The sequence below is a fragment of the Phycicoccus avicenniae genome (assembly GCF_050496545.1).
Taxonomy (GTDB): domain Bacteria; phylum Actinomycetota; class Actinomycetes; order Actinomycetales; family Dermatophilaceae; genus Phycicoccus; species Phycicoccus avicenniae_A.
In genome coordinates this window covers 132815-148942 of sequence record NZ_JBNVZV010000008.1, presented here as the reverse complement: position 1 = coordinate 148942, position 16128 = coordinate 132815, and the positions used below count along the sequence as shown (strand labels likewise).

The following is a 16128-nucleotide window of genomic DNA, read 5'->3' as shown; positions in this document are numbered from 1 at the left end:
GCTCCTCCGCCCGCCCGCGCCGGTCCTCGTCAGCCCTTCGTGCCGCCGGCGAGCAGCCCGCGGACGAAGTACCGCTGGAGGCTCAGGAAGACGATGACCGGGAAGGCGATCGAGATGAACGCCGCCGCCGACATCAGGTACCACCGGTTGCCGAGGGTGCCACTGATGTTGTTGAGCACCATCGTCAGCGGGGCCAGGCTGCCCTCGCCCGCGTTGCCGCCGAGCATCGTGATGGCCACGAGCAGGTCGTTCCAGACCCAGAGGAACTGGAAGATGCCGAACGAGGCCAGGGCCGGCGTGATGAGCGGCAGCAGGACCTGGAAGAAGATGCGGACGTGGCCCGCACCGTCGACCCGGGCCGCCTCGAGCAGCGAGGCCGGGATCTCCTTCATGAAGTTGTGCAGGAGGAAGACGGCCAGCGGCAGCGCGAACGCGCTGTGCGACAGCCAGAGTGCCCAGTACGTGCCGTTGATGCCGATCTGCTGGTACATCGTGACGAGCGGCAGCAGGGCGATCTGCAGCGGCACGATCTGGAGGGCGAACACCCCGACGAACAGGGCGTTGCGGAAGGGGAACTCGATCCACGCGAAGGCGTAGGCCGCGAGCGAGGCCAGCAGCAGCGGCAGGAAGACCGCCGGGATCGCGATGACGAAGCTGTTGACGATGAAGTCGGTGAGCGGCGGCTGCCCCTCGGCGCCTCCGAGCACCTGCGAGTAGTTGTCGAGGGTGAACCCGGTGGACAGGGCGGTCCACCAGCCGGACTCCTGGATGTCCTTCTGGTCACGGAAGGAGGTGACGAGCAGACCCACCGTCGGGGTGGTCCAGGCCAGCGCCAGGATGATCGCGACCGCGGAGGCCCAGGGGGAGGTGACCGCGCGGGCCGCGTTGCCCGCGGCCGACTTCTTGCGCTTGCGCCCGGCGGGGGTGTCGAGGTGGACGTCGCTGGCCGCGTCGGCGACCTCTCCGGAGACCGGGGGAGGAGGGGTGGCGGTGCTCATCAGGCGTCCTTCCGCAGCTGGATGACGTTGAAGACGATGATCGGGGAGACCAGCAGGAAGATGACGATGGCGATGGCCGCACCGAGACCGGGCTGCTGGGTGACGAACGAGCGGTTGTAGAACTCGTTCGCGAGGATCGAGTCGCCGAACTTGCCGCCGGAGGAGGCCTGGACGATGTCGAAGGCCTTGAGGGTGCCGATGGCGATCGTCGTGAGGACGACGATGACCGAGGGCCGGATGCTCGGGAGGGTGACGAAGCGGAACATCTGCATGCCCTTGACGCCGTCGAGCTTGGCGGCCTCGATGATCTCGTCGGGAATCGCCTTGATGGCCGCCGAGAGGACCGTCATCGCGAAGCCGGCCTGGATCCAGATCATGATCGCGATGAGCGAGAACGTGTTTCCGGGCGCGTTGCCGATGAAGTCGATCGGTTCCATGCCGAGCTTGGTGATGATCGCGTTGAGCAGGCCGACCTGCTGCGAGCCGGGGTCGCCGTTGTAGAAGTAGACGAACTTCCAGATGAGCGTCGCGCCGACCATCGAGATGGCCATCGGGAGGAAGATCAGCGCCTTGGCCACGGCCTCGCCGCGGGCGCGGTCGATGAGGATCGCGTAGAGCAGGCCGACGCCGGTGGCGAAGAGCGGCACGAGGATCACCCAGAGGGCGGTGTTGCGGAACACCTCGGGCAGGCCGGGGGTGGTCCACAGCGCGGTGAAGTTGTCGAAGCCGACGAACTTGCCGCGGGTGCGCGGGGTGCCGAAGTTGAGGTCGAAGAACTTGCCGGAGTAGAAGGCCCGGCGGATGGTGAGGATCGCGGGGTAGATCAGCGCGATCGCGATGAAGAAGATCGTCGGGCCGACGAAGGCAGCGGCCTGGATCTTCTCGCCCCGGCGTCCCTTGAAGAGGGAGGCGAGGAGCAGGATGCCGACGAACACGGCGGCGAAGACGGCCAGCCCGAGGACCATGGTCCCGAGGCGGGACGCGGCGCCGCCGGCGTCCGCGGCGATGACTGACGTGGCGAACATGCGCACCTCCGGGTACTGGGGACCACCGGTGGGCGGGGCTGGGCCCCGCCCACCGGTACTGGGGGTCTACCTACGTGCTGACCGGGGTCAGCTCGTCGGCCAGGACTTCTCGATGTTGTCGAGGGTCGTCTTGTCGTCCTGACCCTTGATCCAGTTGGTCATCTCCGACCAGAAGGTGCCCGCACCGACGGCGCTCGGCATCATGTCCGACCCGTCGAACCGGAAGACGGCGGCGGGGTCCTGGAGGATCTTGGCCGACTGCTGGTCGATCGGGGAGACCAGGTTGTTCGGGTCGAGACCCTTGTTGGCGCTGACCCAGCCGCCACCGGTCGTGGCCTTGGCCTTGGCGTTGGCCCAGTCCGGGGACGCGAGGAACGCGGCGAAGGCCTTGACCTCGGGGGCGTCACGGAAGGTGGCCACGAACTCGCCACCGCCGAGGACCGGCTTGGTGGAGGTGTCGACGCTCGGCAGGTAGAAGGCCCAGACGTCGCCGTCCTCGGCGACCTTGGTGCCCTCGGGCCAGTTGGTCGCGTAGAACGACGCCTGGCGGTGCATGTAGCACTTGCCCTTGAGGATCGGCTGGCCGCCGTCCTGGAACGTCGTCGTGGCGATGGTGGACGGGGCGCCGAAGCCACCGTTGGTGTACTTGGCGTCCTTGAGGATGGCGCCGACCTTGGACAGGGCGTCCGCGACCTTGGCGTCGTTGAACGGGATCTTGTGCGCGACCCACTGGTCGTAGGTGTCGGCGCCGGCCGTGCGCAGCAGCACGTCCTCGACCCAGTCCGTTCCCGGCCAGCCGGTGGCGGTGCCCGAGCCGAACCCGGCGCACCACGGCTTGGCGGCCGGGTCGTCGGCGGCGATCTTGCTGGTCAGGGTCATCAGCTCGTCCCACGTGGTGGGGACGGTGTAGCCCTTGGCGGAGAAGGCCTTCGGGGAGTACCAGACGTACGACTTCACGTTCGCGCCGAGCGGAGCGGCGTAGAGCGTGTCGTCGACGGTCCCGTACTTGCGCCAGGACTCACCGAAGTACTCGTCGACCTCCTTGCCGACCGTCTCGGTGGCGGGGATGGCCTTGCCGGTGTCGACCATGGTCTGGAGGAGACCGGGCTGGGGGATGAAGGCGACGTCCGGCAGGTTGCCGCTCTGGGCGCGCTGCGGGAGGTTCTTCTCGAAGTCCTTGTCGCCTTCGTACTTGATGGTGACGCCGGTGCAGTCCTCGAACGCCTTGTACGACGCCTTGTGGGCGGCGTCCTCGGGGGTGACGATCGAGGTGTAGATGCTGACCGACTTGCCCTGGAGCTGGGACTTCAGGTCGCACCACTTGCTGTAGTCGGTGGTGTCCGCAGCAGTACCGTCTCCGCCGTCACCGGAGTCCGAGCTGGAACCGCACGCCGCGGTCACGAGCGACATCGCGGCGATGCCGACGAAGGCCGCCGCCTTGCGCTTCGAGTTGAGGGCCATTGCCCGCCTCGCTTTCACTGGGTCGCGCCGAGACGGGATGCCTCGGCGGTGAGGGGAACCGGACCAAAGGTAAAAGCGTTTACACACCGCGGTCAACGGGCCGTCGAGCGTGTGCGGTAACGATTGAGTAACGCGGCCGTGACGTGCCGGCCACCGGCGGGGTCAGCGGACGGGCGCGCCGATGCCCGCGATGACCGCGCCGTGCGCCACGCCCGAACCGTCGCGCTTCCCGGTGGCCTCGGGCAGCTCGAGGGCGACGCCGCCGGCGCCGGAGGCGCGGGCCGGCAGGCCGCCGACCCACGAGAGCACGAGCGCGTCCTCACCACGCAGGAACCGGTGTGCGCGAACGCCACCCGTGCCCCGACCCTTGGCGGGGTACTCGGCGTACGACGTGACCTTCAGCGAGCCGGCCTGGGTGCCGGGCAGCGCGTCGGAGGCGCCCGACGAGGTGACGACGACGTTCTCGGCGGCGGGGTCGACGGCACCGAAGAACGTGACGGACGCCTTCGGGGAGAGCCGGATCCCGGCCATGCCCCCGGCCGCGCGGCCCTGCGGGCGCACCGCGGCGGCGGGGAAGCGCAGCAGCTGGGCGTCGGTGGTGACGAAGACGAGGTCCTCCGCGCCGTCGCGCAGCTCGACGGCCCCGACGAGGGAGTCGCCGTCCTTGAGCGAGACGACCTCCCAGTCGGCGCTCTTCGGGTACTCGGGCACGACCCGCTTGACGACGCCCTGGGCCGTGCCGAGGGCCAGGCCCGGGCCGGAGGGGTCGAGCGAGACGACGGTCAGCGGCTCCTCGCCGCGCGGGAGGTCGACGTACACGGCGAGCGGGGCGCCGCCGGACAGGCTGGGCGCGCCGCCGAGCGGTGGCAGGGCGGGCAGCTCGAGGGCGGACATCCGCACCATCCGGCCGCGAGAGGTGACGAGAGCGAACTCGCCTCTCGCGGTGGTCTTCACGGCACCCACGATGGCGTCGTGCTTGGCGCGGGGACCGTCGGCGGGTACCGGCTCGGCGTCGGAGGTGCGCGCGAGCAGCCCGGTGGAGGACAACAGCACCCAGCACGGGTCGTCGGCCACCTCGAGCGGCGCGGCCTGCGTGGCCGGCGTGCCGGCGGACTCGAGCAGGACGGTGCGGCGCGGGGTGCCGTGGGCCTTGGCGACGTCGGCGAGCTCGCCGGAGACGGTCTTCCGGAGCAGCTTCTCGTCGGCGAGGATCGCCTCGAGCTCCTCGATGACGCGCTGGAGCTCGTCGCGCTCGGCCTCGAGCTCGATGCGGCTGAACTTCGTGAGCCGGCGCAGCTGGAGCTCGAGGATGTACTCGGCCTGGGCGTCGGAGAGGTCGAAGACGTCGATGAGCCGGGCCTTGGCGCTGGCGGCGTCGTCGCTGGCGCGGATCAGCTGGATGACCTCGTCGATGTCGACGATGGCGATGAGCAGGCCCTCGACGAGGTGGAGGCGGTCCTTGCGCTTGCCGAGCCGGTACTCGGTGCGGCGGCGCACGACGTCGGTGCGGAACTGCACGTAGGTGCGCAGCAGGTCCTTCAGGCCGAGCGTCTGCGGCTGGCCGTCGACGAGCGCGACGTTGTTGATGCCGAAGGAGTCCTCCATCGGCGTGTGCTTGTAGAGCTGCTCGAGGACGGCCTCGGGGTTGAACCCGTTCTTGACCTCGAAGACGAGGCGCAGGCCGTTCTTGCGGTCGGTGAGGTCCTTGACGTCGGAGATGCCCTGGAGCTTCTTGGCCTGCACGAGCGTCTTGACCCGCTCGATGACCTTCTCCGGGCCGATGAGGTGCGGCAGCTCGGTGACCACGATGCCCATCCGGCGCGGGGTCAGCTTCTCGACCCGGGCGGTGGCCCGGGTGAGGAACTTGCCGCGGCCGGTGAGGTAGGCGTCGCGGATGCCGTCGAGGCCGATGATCCGGCCGCCACCGGGCAGGTCGGGCCCGGGGACGAACCGCATCAGGTCGTCGAGCGAGCAGTCGGGGTGGTCGAGGAGGTGGCGGGCGGCGCCGATGACCTCGACGAGGTTGTGCGGGGCCATGTTCGTGGCCATGCCGACGGCGATGCCGCTGGTGCCGTTGACGAGCAGGTTGGGGAAGGCGGCCGGCATGACGCCGGGCTGCATCATCGAGTCGTCGTAGTTCGGGACGAAGTCGACGGTGTCCTCGTCGAGCCCGGTGACCATCAGCAGGGCCGCGGGCGCCATGCGGGCCTCGGTGTACCGGGAGGCGGCCGGGCCGTCGTCGAGGGAGCCGAAGTTGCCGTGGCCGTCGACGAGCGGCAGGCGCATCGTCCACGGCTGGGCCAGGCGCACCAGCGCGTCGTAGATCGCCTGGTCGCCGTGCGGGTGGTACTTGCCCATGACCTCGCCGACGACGCGGGAGGACTTCACGTGCGGGCGGTCCGGGCGCAGCCCCAGCTCGGACATGCCGTAGAGGATGCGGCGCTGCACCGGCTTGAGGCCGTCGCGGGCGTCGGGGAGCGCGCGGCTGTAGATGACGCTGTAGGAGTACTCGAGGAACGCGGAGCGCATCTCCTCCTCGACGTCGATGTCGACGACCTTGCCGAGGGCGTCCTCGGGGGGAGGCGGGGTGGTGCTGCGCTTGGCCATGGGGTGGGGTGCTACCTCGTGTCGTGCGGTGCCGGGGCCGGGGTCCCGGCAGGGATCCGCACCATCCTCACAAACGCCGGGCGCGGGGTCGTCACGACACTCCGAACCGCCCGAGGTGGAGCACCTCCTCGACCGGGCGGCGGCGGCGCGTGCGGCTGGACCCGGACACCCGCTCGGCCTCGGCGCCCAGGGCCACGACGCCCACCAGCCGCCGTCCGTCCGGGATGCCGAGCGCCGCCCGGACGGCGTCGTGCCGGGGCGCCGGCACCCCGAAGAAGAGCGCCCCGAGCCCGCGGTCCTCGGCTCCGAGGAGCACGAGCATCGCGGCCATCGCCGTGTCGGTGTCCCAGTAGGGGACCGGCCAGCGGTCGGGCGAGCGGTCGGTCCAGCCCTTGTCGGGCTCGGCGTAGCGGTCGAGGTAGGCGCCGGGATCGGACAGGCAGACGAGCAGGGCCGGGGCTGCTGAGACCCCGCGCAGCCAGGCGTCCCCGCGGCCGTCGCCGGAGGCCGCGCCCCAGAACCGGGCCCGATCCGCGGGGTCGAGGAGGGCGACGAAGTCCCAGCCCTGGCTGAAGCCGGCGCTCGGCGCCCGCACGGCGAGCGCCACGAGCTCGCGGACGACCTCCTCGGGCACCGGGACCGCGGGGTCGAAGCGCCGCACCATCCGCCGTCGTCGGACCACCTCGTTCAGCTCCACGGGGCCAGTGTGCCGGTCGGTGGCCGCGCGCCGGCGGGTGGCAGGATGGGGTCATGGCGGAGGCGACGCTCCCCCCGGGGTACCCCACCTCCTGGGAGGCCGACGTCGTCCTGCGCGACGGCACGGTGGCCAGCGTGCGCCCGATCCGCCCCGACGACGGCGACGCCCTCCAGCGCTTCCACAACGCCCAGTCCGACGAGTCGATCTACCTGCGCTTCTTCGCGCCGCTGCGCCGGCTCTCGGCCGCCGACGTGCAGCGGTTCACGCACGTCGACTACGTCGACCGCGTCGCCCTCGTCGTGACCATGCGCGAGGAGATCATCGGGGTCGGCCGCTTCGACCGGCTCGACCCTCGCAGCGCCGAGGTCGCCTTCAACATCAGCGACCACTACCAGGGCAAGGGGATCGGCTCGGTGCTCCTCGAGCACCTCGCGGCCATCGCGCGCGACCTCGGCATCGCCCGGTTCACCGCCGAGGTGCTGCCGCAGAACCGCAAGATGCTCGCCGTCTTCTCCGACGCGGGGTACGAGGTCACCCGCCGCGTCGAGGACGGCGTCGTCGAGGTCGGCTTCGACATCGAGCCCACCGACCGCTCGCGCGCGGTCGAGATGAGCCGTGAGCACCGCGCCGAGGCCCAGAGCCTGCGCTCGCTGCTCACCCCGTCGACCATCGCCGTGGTCGGCGCCAGCCGGCGCACCGACACCTTCGGCGGGCAGCTGCTCGACCGGCTCCTGGAGTCGAAGTTCGCGGGGCGGGTGGTGCCCGTCAACCCGCACGTGAAGAAGCTGCGCCGCCTCACCTGCTACCCGACCGTCTCCTCCGTGCCCGGGACCGTCGACCTGGCCATCGTCGCGGTGCCGGCGCCGGCGGTGCTCGAGGTCGTCGACGAGTGCGCGGAGGCGGGGGTCAAGGCCCTGCTCGTCGTCTCTGCCGGGTTCGCCGAGGAGAGCGCCGAGGGTGCCGCCCTCCAGCTCGAGCTCGTCCGCCGGGCCCGGGGCGCCGGGATGCGCGTCATCGGCCCGAACTCCTTCGGGCTCATCAACAACGACCCCGCGGTGCGGCTCAACGCCACGCTCGCCCCGACCCTGCCGCCGCCCGGCCGGCTCGGGCTGTTCGCCCAGTCGGGGGCGCTCGGCATCGCCGTCCTCGCCTCGGCCGCCCGGCGCAACCTCGGCATCTCGACCTTCGGGTCGGCCGGCAACCGGGCCGACGTGTCCGGCAACGACTTCATGCAGTACTGGATCGACGACGAGGCCACCGACGCCGTTGGCCTCTACCTCGAGTCGATGGGCAACCCGCGCAAGTTCTCCCGCATCGCGCGCAAGCTGGCGCTCATCAAGCCGGTCATCGTCGTCAAGTCCGGCGTTTCCCGGTTCGGGGTGCCGCCCGGGCACACCGTGCGCGAGACCAAGGCCCGCCCCGCCGTCTTCAAGGCGATGCTCAAGCAGGCCGGCGTCATCCGCGTCGAGAACGTGCACCAGCTCTTCGACGTCGCCCAGCTCGTGGTGCACCAGCCGTTGCCGGCGGGGGACCGGGTGGCGATCGTCGGCAACTCGGCGGCCCTCGGTGCGCTCACCGGCGACGCCTGCTCGAGCTGGGGGCTGACCGTCGCGCACGGCCCGGTCTCGCTGCCCAGCGAGGCCTCCGCCGAGGACTTCCGGGCCGCCCTCGACCGCGCCTTCGAGGACCCGGGCGTCGACTCCGTGGTCTCCTGCTTCATCCCGCCGCTGGCCACCGGCGACGAGCAGGTGGCCGCCGCGGTCCGCGAGGCCGCCGCCGCGTCCGAGAAGCCCTGCGTCGCAACGTTCCTCGGTCTGCGGGGCGTCGACGACGGCCACAGCTCGCTCAAGGGCACCGGAGGTGAGACCCGGGCCATCCCCGTCTACGCGATGCCGGAGGACGCCGTGCGGGCCCTCGCCTCAGCCACCCGGTACGGCCAGTGGCGCTCGCGCGACCAGGGCACGCCCGTCGCCCCGGTGGGCATCAACCGCCGCATCGCCGAGGACGTCGTCGGCACCGTGCTCTCGGTGAGCCCGGCCGGCCGACGGCTCACCCACGACGAGGCGACCGCGCTGCTGGCGGCCTATGGGGTCGACGTCTGGGGCCAGCACGAGGTCGACACCGTCGAGGACGCCGTCGCGGCCGCCGACCGGCTCGGCTACCCGGTCGTCCTCAAGTCGGTCGCGCCGATGGTCCGCCACCAGGGGGGGAGCGGGGGCGTGCGCGTCGACCTCGTCAACGAGCAGGAGGTCCGCTCGGCCTGGGCCTCACTCAGCGAGCGGCTGGCCCCGCTGCAGGCCGACCGCTTCGTGGTCCAGAAGATGGCCTCGCAGGGTGTCGCCTGCGTCGTCACCTCCGACGAGGACCCGCTGTTCGGGCCGGTGCTCTCCTTCTCGATCGCCGGCCTGCCGACCGAGCTCCTCGACGACGTCGCCTACCGCATCCCGCCACTCACCGACGTCACCGTCTCCGAGCTGATCTCGTCGGTGAAGGCGGCGCCCGTGCTGCACGGGTACCGCGGCCAGACACCGGTGCACCGGGCCGCGCTCGCCGACCTCATCGCGCGCATCTCGGTACTCGCCGACGACATGCCCGAGATCGCCTCGCTTGTGCTCAACCCGGTCAACGCGCACCCGGGCGGCATCGAGGTGCTGGGGGCCGAGATCACCCTCGCACCGGCGCCCCGGCGCATCGACCCGGGGCGGCGCTCGCTCACCTGAGGGCCGGTCGCGGCCGGGGTGCTCGTGGCTCACGGCATGATGGGGGCATGACCAGCCCGCACCACGCCCCCGTCCTGCCGGACGACCTCGTCGCCTCGATCGAGCGCGCCGGGTACTACCCGGCCCTCGTCGCCGACGTCGTCGCCGCGGCGCTGTCGGGGGAGCGGATCGCCGCGCACCTGGTGCACCTCGAGACCACGTTCGACCGCGACGTCGTCCGGCGCCACATCACCGTCCTCGTGCTCACGCCGTCGCGCCTGCTCATCGCGCACGCCGACGACCACGCCGACGAGCCGCCGGCGCCGCAGGACGTCGCCACCGCCACCACCGAGTCCATCCCGCTCTCGGCGGTCAAGGGCGTCATGCTCACGCACGTCGTCGAGAACCCCGAGGGCTACGTGCCGGGCACGCTCGGCCGGGAGGTGACGCTGACCCTCGGCTGGGGCACCGTGGCGCGCGTCGACCTCGTCCCCGCCTCGTGCAGCGACCCCGACTGCGACGCCGACCACGGCTACGAGGGCACCATCACCGGCGACGACATCGCCCTGCGGATCTCCGCCGCGGCCGACGGCGAGGACCGCCTCGCCGCGGCGCTCGCCTTCGCGCGCGACCTCTCCGCCGCCATCGGCAAGGCCTGAGGGTGGCGGAGCCGGCCGCCCCCCACTACGCCACGGGGAGCCTGGCCGACGTCCTGCCCAGCGTCTGCGCGAGCCTCGGGGTCCCCTCTGCCGCAGGCGAACCCACGTGGTCCGGTCGGCTGGCGATGCCGCCGGCGCGGCGGGGCGTCGTCGTCCTCGTCGACGGCCTCGGCGCCGACCAGCTGGCCCGCCGCCTCGGTCACGCACCCTGGTTCCGGGCGCACGCGGCCGCCACCCGGCGGGTCCCGGCGGGTTTTCCCGCGACGACGGCCACCTCGATGGGCAGCTTCGGCACCGGTACGCCCCCCGGCGCCCACGGGATGCTCGGCTACGAGGTGCTGGTGCCGGGGGAGGACCGCGTCTTCAACGAGCTGTCGTGGGAGGGCGGGCCGGTCCCCGAGCGCTGGCAGCCCACCACGACGTGGTTCGAGCGGGCGGCCGTCGCCGGACTCGAGGTCGTCCGCATCGGCCCGGGGTTCTTCGACGGCTCGGGGCTGACCCGGGCCGCCCTGCGCGGCGGGCGGTTCACCGCCGCGGAGTCGCTCGCGGCCCGCGTCGACGTCGCGCTGCGGGCGGTCCGCTCCTCGCCGCGCGCGCTCGTCTACCTGTACTGGGGCGAGGTCGACAAGCTCGGCCACGTCCACGGCCCGGAGTCCTTCGAGTGGACCACCGAGCTCGAGTCCGTCGACCGCGAGCTCGCCCGCCTGGCCGCCGGCCTGCCCGACGACGCCTCGCTCACCATCACGGCGGACCACGGGATGGTCGCCTGCCCGCACGACACGCGCGTCGACGTCGCCGACGAGCCGAGCCTGCGCGCCGGCGTGCGCCACCTCGGCGGTGAGCCGCGCGCGACGCACGTCTACTGCCACGACGGCGCGGCCGCCGACGTGGCGGCGGCGTGGTCGGCGCGGCTCGGGGACCGGGCCCACGTCCGGCTGCGTGAGGAGGCGGTGGCCGCGGGGTGGTTCGGCGCCGTCTCGCCCGGCAACCTCGCGCGCATCGGTGACGTGGTGGTGGCGTCCGCCGACGACCTCGCGGTCGTCGACTCGGCCCGGATGCGCCCGCAGCTGCTGGCCCTGGTCGGGATGCACGGGGCGCTGACGTCCGAGGAGCTCGACGTGCCGGTGCTCCACGTGCCGGCCCGGGTCGCCTAGGGTGGGCGCCCGTGGCTGATCTGGTGTTCTTCTCGGGGACGATGGACTGCGGCAAGTCGACACTTGCGCTGCAGATCGACCACAACCAGCGCGCCCGCGACCGCCGGGGCCTGATCTTCACCAAGCTCGACCGCGCCGGCGACTCGGTGCTCTCCTCGCGGCTCGGCCTGGAGACCACCGCCGTCGAGGTGGGGGACGACCTCGACTTCTGGGACGTCGTGGTCGGGCAGCTGACCGCCGGCGACCGCGTCGACTACGTCATCTGCGACGAGGCGCAGTTCTACACGCCGACCCAGGTCGAGCAGCTCGCCCGGCTCGTCGACGAGCTGGGCATCTCGGTCACCGCGTTCGGCATCACCGCCGACTTCCGCACCGAGCTCTTCCCGGGGTCGCGCCGCTTCATCGAGCTCGCCGACCGGGTCGAGGTGCTCCAGGTCGAGGCGCTCTGCTGGTGCGGGCGCCGGGCCACGCACAACGCCCGCATCGTCGACGGCGTCATGGTCGTCGAGGGCGAGCAGGTGGTCGTCGGGGACACCGCGGCGGCCTCGGCCGGGCTCGTGGAGTACGAGGTGCTCTGCCGGCGCCACCACATGCGGCGGATGAACAGCCACGCCGCCCGGGCGGCCTCGCCGACCCCGGACACCCTGCCGTTCGACCTCGACGCCTGCCCGGTGCCCCCACCCGCCTGAGCATCCGCGGGGGCGGTCGGCGGGCTCAGGAGGGGCCGGAGCCCTTCGTGCCGAACACGATGTCGTCCCAGCTCGGCACGCTGCGCCGGCCGCGGCGCGAGCCACTGGCCGTCCGGTCGTCGGACCCCGTCGCGCGCGGGGCGGCATCGGTCTCGGGCTGCTGCGAGCCGTCGTCCTCGGGCCAGCCCCCGACCATCGCCCTGGAGCGGGTGGGCTCCTCGAGGTGCTCGGCGACCGGCTTGCGCGCCCGCGCGGCCGGCGGCGGACCGGCTTGGGACAGGTCGCCGGCGAGCTCCTCGATGGGGAGGGCGTCCTCGCGCGGGCGGTCCTCGCCCGGCGTGTGGCTGGGGGAGCGGCGCTTGGAGCGCCGGCCCCGGGCGCTGTGCTCGCGCATCGCGGCCATGAGGTCGATCGGCTCGTGGACCGCGCGGACGACCTCGGTGCTGCGCTCGATGCCGCCGTCGGCGTCGACGTCGTAGACGTCGAGGTCGTCCGGGGTGGGCGTGCGGTGCGGCGTGGGGATGAGGCCGGAGGCGGAGTCCTCGCTGAGCCAGCGGGCCTCGTCGTTGGTGGGGGAGACCGACCCGCCGAGCGGCTCGTAGTGCCAGGTCGCGGTGCGCCGGCGCCCGCCGGCGGCGAAGGTCATCGAGACCTGCCAGACGCCCTCCTCGTCGCGGGCGGAGTCCCACTCGATGTCGTCGCGCTCGACCCCGCGGTCGCGCAGCCGCTCGGAGACGCGCTCGGCGAGGCTGACCGGGGCCGGGCCCCGGGTGCCGACGGCGCACGCGGAGGCGACGCGCGCGACGTGCTCGCGCTCGGCGAGGATCGGGCCCTCGAAGCGGCGCACCTTCTCGACGCTCCAGCCGGAGCGGTCGGCGACCTCCTCGGCGGACAGGCCGCGCCGGATGAGGGACTGCACCTCACGGGGGCGCATGCCGCCCTCCATCTCGATCTGCAGCTGGCCGAGGCGCGGCCGGTCGCGCCGGGCCGCCGCCCGCAGCGGCTCGTCGAGGGGCAGCCGGAACCGGCCACCGTCGGCGTCCGCGAGCAGGAGGTGGTGTCCGTCCTCGTGGACGCCGATCAGGCGAAGGTCCTGCATGTCGGTCTCCCGGGTCGCTCGTCGTCACCCCGACGATGCCACCGCGGCCCGCCCGGATCGTGGAGCCCACGCCGGGCGCGCCGCGATTGCCCGGATAGCGTGGACCCATGCCCGACCCCGCAGCCGACCTCTCGCCGTACGACGTCGTCCTCCTCGGCTCCTTCGGCGGCCCGGAGGGGCCGGACGAGGTGATGCCCTTCCTGCGCCGCGTCACCGCCGGCCGGGGCATCCCCGACGAGCGGCTCGCCGCCGTCGCCGAGCACTACGACGCGCGCGGCGGCGTGAGCCCCATCAACGCCCTGAACCGCGACCTGCTGGCGCGGCTGCGCGCCGAGCTCGAGCGCCGCGGCCTCGACGTCCCCGTGGTGTGGGGCAACCGCAACTCCGAGCCGTTCTTCGCCGGCGCACTGCACGAGGCCCTCGACCAGGGCGCGACCCGGGTCGTCTCGCTCTTCACGAGCGCCTACTCCTGCTACTCCTCCTGCCGGCAGTACCGCGAGGACCTCGCGGGCGCGCTGGAGGAGGTCGGCCCGGCGGCCGACGGCCTCGTCATCGACAAGGTGCGCCAGTACGTGCACCACCCGCGGCTCGGCCGGGCCTGGACGCGCGCGATGGTGACCGCGCTGCGCACCCTGCCGGACCCCTCCGCCGCCCGGGTCCTCTACGTGACGCACTCGGTGCCCCTCGCGATGGACGACACCTCCGGGCCCGGCGACGGCGAGGGCAACCTCTACACCGACCAGCACCTGCGGCTGGCCCGTCGCCTCGACGAGGCCGTCGGCGCCGAGCTGGGTACGCAGCTGCGCGGCGAGCTCGTGTTCTGCTCGCGCTCCGGCCCGCCGAGCCAGCCGTGGCTGGAGCCGGACGTCAACGACCGCATCGAGGAGCTCGCCGCCGAGGACGCCTCCGCCCCGGTCGTCGTCGTGCCCATCGGGTTCGTCTCCGACCACATGGAGGTCGTCCACGACCTCGACACCGAGGCCGCCGAGACCGCCGAGCGGGTGGGCGTCCCGTTCGTCCGCGTGCCGACCCCCCACGGCGACGACGAGTTCGTCGAGGGCCTGGCCGACCTGCTCCTCGAGCGGGCCGCGGAGGCGCGCGGCGAGGTGGTCGTCCCCGACTCCTGGCTGCCCGGCGACGTCCGGCCGTCCGTGTGTGCCCCGGGCTGCTGCCCCAACCTGCGGGTCGCGAAGCCCGCGCTCTGCGGCCGCGACTGATGTCCTCCGCCCCCTCGGCCCCGCCCGCCCTGCCCCCGGGCCTGGACCTCGCCGACCTCGAGCGGGTCGCCTGCACGGTGGCGCGCGAGGCCGGCCGGCTCGTCCTCGAGGACCGCCCGCGCCGGCTCGGGACGTCCTCGAAGTCCACCCGCACCGACGTCGTCACCGAGATGGACCAGCGCAGCCAAGAGCTCCTGCTCGACCGGCTCGGCGCGCTGCGCCCCGACGACGGCGTGCTCGGGGAGGAGGAGGGCGGACGCACCGGCACGAGTGGCGTCACCTGGGTCATCGACCCGATCGACGGCACCATCAACTACCTCTACGACGCGGCCGAGTACGCCGTCTCGGTCGCTGCCGTCGTCGGGGACCCGGCACGGCCCGGTGCCTGGCGACCGGTGGCCGCCGCGGTCCTGGGCCCCCCGAGCGCCGAGCTGTTCCACGCCCACCTCGGGGGTGGCGCGCGGCTCACGACGCCGGGTGGCTCCCGCGTCCTGCGGGCGAACCCCGTCACCGACCTCGGTCTCTCCCTCGTGGGGACCGGCTTCGGGTACGACGCCGCCCTCCGGGAGCGCCAGGCCCGCGCCCTGGTCGAGCTGCTGCCGAGGGTCCGCGACGTGCGACGTCACGGCAGCGCCGCCCTCGACCTCTGCGCCGTCGCGTGCGGTCGCCTCGACGGCTACTACGAGACGGGGCTCAACGCCTGGGACCGTGCGGGCGGGGAGCTCGTGGCCACCGAGGCGGGTGCGCTCGTCGGCGGCGAGGTCGGCGGCGTGACCACCCGGGACCTCACCTGGGCCGCGGCGCCGGGGGTCGCCGAGGAGCTGGCCGCCCTCGTCCGCGAGCTCTCCGCCCGCCACGTCGGGTCGGTCGGGGACCCCGCCTGAGGCCGTCCCGCGGCCGCGGGATGGACCCGCGTGGCGGGCCCGACCGGCGATGGTGCACAATCTGGCGCGCACGGCCCCGGGAGCGGGCACAAACCCGGCACTCCACGCGTTGTCAGGGCCGATCGCACGACGAAGGGTGGACATCCACGATGGCAACCGACTACGACGCACCGCGCAAGACCGACGACGAGCTCTCCGAGGACTCCATCGAGGAGCTGAAGAACCGTCGCGTCGACAAGCGCGCCTCGGCCGTCGACGTCGACGAGACCGAGCAGGCCGAGGGCTTCGAGCTGCCGGGGGCGGACCTGTCCGGCGAGGAGCTGTCCGTGCGGGTCCTCCCGCGCCAGGCCGACGAGTTCACGTGCTCGCGCTGCTTCCTGGTGCACCACCGGAGCCAGCTCGCCAGCGAGACCTCCGGGGTGCTCGTGTGCCGGGAGTGCGCGGCCTGAGCGGCCCCGACCCCGTGGCCGCGCCGACCCGTGTCCCCGTCGCCGTCCGGCGCCTGCACCCGGATGCGGTGCTGCCCGCGTACGGCAAGGACGGCGACGCCGGCGCCGACCTCACGAGCGTCGCCGAGGTGACGCTCGCCCCGGGCCAGCGCGCCCTCGTGCCCACGGGCATCGCGCTGGCCCTGCCCCCGGGCAGCGTCGGCCTGGTGCACCCGCGCTCGGGGCTGGCCGCTCGCCACGGCGTGAGCATCGTCAACGCCCCCGGCACCGTCGACTCCGGCTACCGCGGCGAGGTGCTCGTCAACCTCGTGAACCTCGACCCCTCCGAGCCGTTCACCGTGCGGGTGGGCGACCGCATCGCCCAGCTCGTCGTCCAGGAGTACCTCCACGGCGACTTCTCGGAGGCCGATTCGCTTCCGGAGAGCGCGCGGGGGGAGACTGGACACGGGTCCACCGGGGGCTTCGGCTCCGCCGGTCACCGGTGAGCCCG

General features: G+C 73.1%; 14 protein-coding genes. 8 read left to right on the top strand and 6 right to left on the bottom strand.

The genetic code is table 11. The annotated features are described in order from the left end of the window. Positions 1 to 29: 29 nt before the first annotated feature. The 5 genes from ACQZ2A_RS09360 to ACQZ2A_RS09340 all read right to left on the bottom strand — a co-directional run bounded on the left by ACQZ2A_RS09360 (position 30) and on the right by ACQZ2A_RS09340 (position 6788). Entirely contained in the window at positions 30 to 998 is a 969-nt protein-coding gene (locus ACQZ2A_RS09360; RefSeq protein ID WP_430209941.1) for a carbohydrate ABC transporter permease, read from the bottom strand. Then, on the bottom strand, positions 998 to 2023 hold the full coding sequence (locus ACQZ2A_RS09355; RefSeq protein WP_430209939.1) for a carbohydrate ABC transporter permease: 1026 nt from the start codon (positions 2021 to 2023) through the stop codon (positions 998 to 1000). The genes ACQZ2A_RS09360 and ACQZ2A_RS09355 overlap by 1 nt, the downstream gene beginning before the upstream one ends. Positions 2024 to 2110: 87 nt before the next feature. Continuing rightward, positions 2111 to 3484 carry an ABC transporter substrate-binding protein gene (locus tag ACQZ2A_RS09350; RefSeq protein ID WP_430209937.1) on the bottom strand — a complete coding sequence of 458 codons (1374 nt, stop codon included), beginning with the start codon at positions 3482 to 3484 and terminating at the stop codon, positions 2111 to 2113. Positions 3485 to 3646: 162 nt separating this feature from the next. After that, positions 3647 to 6091: a DNA gyrase/topoisomerase IV subunit A gene (locus ACQZ2A_RS09345; RefSeq protein WP_430209935.1), complete on the bottom strand. Its 2445-nt coding sequence runs from the start codon at positions 6089 to 6091 to the stop codon at positions 3647 to 3649. A gap of 91 nt (positions 6092 to 6182) precedes the next feature. Further along, entirely contained in the window at positions 6183 to 6788 is a 606-nt protein-coding gene (locus ACQZ2A_RS09340; RefSeq protein WP_430209933.1) for a nitroreductase family protein, read from the bottom strand. A gap of 53 nt (positions 6789 to 6841) precedes the next feature. On the opposite strand from ACQZ2A_RS09340, the gene ACQZ2A_RS09335 reads away from it, so the two are divergent. From ACQZ2A_RS09335 to ACQZ2A_RS09320, 4 genes are read left to right on the top strand one after another with little or no spacing between them, the layout of a single operon-like run. Beyond that, positions 6842 to 9508 carry a GNAT family N-acetyltransferase gene (locus tag ACQZ2A_RS09335; RefSeq protein WP_430209930.1) on the top strand — a complete coding sequence of 889 codons (2667 nt, stop codon included), beginning with the start codon at positions 6842 to 6844 and terminating at the stop codon, positions 9506 to 9508. Between the two features lie 47 nt (positions 9509 to 9555). Beyond that, the gene (locus ACQZ2A_RS09330; protein WP_430209927.1) at positions 9556 to 10146 is read left to right on the top strand and encodes a DUF5998 family protein; all 591 of its coding nucleotides are present in this window, start codon (positions 9556 to 9558) and stop codon (positions 10144 to 10146) included. Between the two features lie 2 nt (positions 10147 to 10148). Continuing rightward, positions 10149 to 11300, top strand: coding sequence for an alkaline phosphatase family protein (locus ACQZ2A_RS09325; RefSeq protein WP_430209925.1), 1152 nt, complete (start codon positions 10149 to 10151; stop codon positions 11298 to 11300). Positions 11301 to 11311: 11 nt separating this feature from the next. Continuing rightward, positions 11312 to 11989: a thymidine kinase gene (locus ACQZ2A_RS09320; RefSeq protein WP_430209922.1), complete on the top strand. Its 678-nt coding sequence runs from the start codon at positions 11312 to 11314 to the stop codon at positions 11987 to 11989. Positions 11990 to 12014: 25 nt separating this feature from the next. Here the strand turns inward: ACQZ2A_RS09320 and sepH are convergent, their stop codons facing one another. Continuing rightward, entirely contained in the window at positions 12015 to 13088 is a 1074-nt protein-coding gene (gene sepH, locus ACQZ2A_RS09315; RefSeq protein ID WP_430209920.1) for a septation protein SepH, read from the bottom strand. A 107-nt stretch (positions 13089 to 13195) separates the two neighbouring features. Here sepH and ACQZ2A_RS09310 point away from each other — a divergent pair, with 107 nt between their 5' ends. The 4 genes from ACQZ2A_RS09310 to dut all read left to right on the top strand — a co-directional run bounded on the left by ACQZ2A_RS09310 (position 13196) and on the right by dut (position 16123). Further along, complete coding sequence (locus ACQZ2A_RS09310) at positions 13196 to 14305, top strand: ferrochelatase (protein ID WP_430209918.1); 1110 nt, start codon at positions 13196 to 13198, stop codon at positions 14303 to 14305. Beyond that, entirely contained in the window at positions 14305 to 15189 is an 885-nt protein-coding gene (locus ACQZ2A_RS09305) for an inositol monophosphatase family protein (RefSeq protein ID WP_430209915.1), read from the top strand. Before ACQZ2A_RS09310 ends, ACQZ2A_RS09305 begins: the two co-directional genes overlap by 1 nt. A gap of 149 nt (positions 15190 to 15338) precedes the next feature. After that, positions 15339 to 15638, top strand: a complete 300-nt coding sequence (locus ACQZ2A_RS09300) for a DUF4193 domain-containing protein (protein ID WP_430209912.1) — start codon at positions 15339 to 15341, stop codon at positions 15636 to 15638. Continuing rightward, positions 15626 to 16123: a dUTP diphosphatase gene (dut, locus tag ACQZ2A_RS09295; protein WP_430209909.1), complete on the top strand. Its 498-nt coding sequence runs from the start codon at positions 15626 to 15628 to the stop codon at positions 16121 to 16123. Before ACQZ2A_RS09300 ends, dut begins: the two co-directional genes overlap by 13 nt. The last annotated feature ends 5 nt before the right edge of the window (positions 16124 to 16128 follow it).

Excerpts from the sequence above, each read along its gene's own strand:
- ACQZ2A_RS09360 (WP_430209941.1), bottom strand. The coding sequence starts at position 998 with ATGAGCACCGCCACCCCTCCTCCCCCGGTCTCCGGAGAGGTCGCCGAC.
- ACQZ2A_RS09355 (WP_430209939.1), bottom strand. The coding sequence starts at position 2,023 with ATGTTCGCCACGTCAGTCATCGCCGCGGACGCCGGCGGCGCCGCGTCC.
- ACQZ2A_RS09350 (WP_430209937.1), bottom strand. The coding sequence starts at position 3,484 with ATGGCCCTCAACTCGAAGCGCAAGGCGGCGGCCTTCGTCGGCATCGCC.
- ACQZ2A_RS09345 (WP_430209935.1), bottom strand. The coding sequence starts at position 6,091 with ATGGCCAAGCGCAGCACCACCCCGCCTCCCCCCGAGGACGCCCTCGGC.
- ACQZ2A_RS09335 (WP_430209930.1), top strand. The coding sequence starts at position 6,842 with ATGGCGGAGGCGACGCTCCCCCCGGGGTACCCCACCTCCTGGGAGGCC.
- ACQZ2A_RS09330 (WP_430209927.1), top strand. The coding sequence starts at position 9,556 with ATGACCAGCCCGCACCACGCCCCCGTCCTGCCGGACGACCTCGTCGCC.
- sepH (WP_430209920.1), bottom strand. The coding sequence starts at position 13,088 with ATGCAGGACCTTCGCCTGATCGGCGTCCACGAGGACGGACACCACCTC.
- ACQZ2A_RS09310 (WP_430209918.1), top strand. The coding sequence starts at position 13,196 with ATGCCCGACCCCGCAGCCGACCTCTCGCCGTACGACGTCGTCCTCCTC.
- ACQZ2A_RS09305 (WP_430209915.1), top strand. The coding sequence starts at position 14,305 with ATGTCCTCCGCCCCCTCGGCCCCGCCCGCCCTGCCCCCGGGCCTGGAC.
- ACQZ2A_RS09300 (WP_430209912.1), top strand. The coding sequence starts at position 15,339 with ATGGCAACCGACTACGACGCACCGCGCAAGACCGACGACGAGCTCTCC.